This window comes from Pantoea sp. SIMBA_079 (genome assembly GCF_046940275.1).
Lineage (GTDB): Bacteria > Pseudomonadota > Gammaproteobacteria > Enterobacterales > Enterobacteriaceae > Pantoea > Pantoea borealis.
Genome location: NZ_JAWRYR010000796.1, coordinates 1 through 243, shown reverse-complemented (window position 1 = coordinate 243; position 243 = coordinate 1). Strand labels below are relative to the sequence as shown.

Genomic DNA, 243 nt, shown 5'->3' with positions numbered 1-243 from the left:
AATACGTTTTCGACACGCCGGACGGCTCACGCACGCTGGCCGATCTCTTCGATGGCCGGTCCCAACTTCTGGTGCAGCATTTCATGTTCGCGCCGGGATGGAAGGAAGGCTGCCCCAGCTGCTCCTTCATGGCTGACCACACCGATGGTATGAACAAGCACCTTGCGCATCACGACGTCACCATGATCGCCGTCTCCCGCGCGCCGCTTGCCGACATTGAACTTTACCGCGAGCGTATGGGCT

General features: G+C 60.1%; 1 protein-coding gene. It reads left to right on the top strand.

Annotated features, from left to right (window positions below):
- Positions 1–35 precede the first annotated feature (35 nt).
- On the top strand, positions 36–243 hold a 208-nt coding region (locus tag SB719_RS22135), incomplete at its 3' end, for a DUF899 family protein (RefSeq protein WP_412160030.1).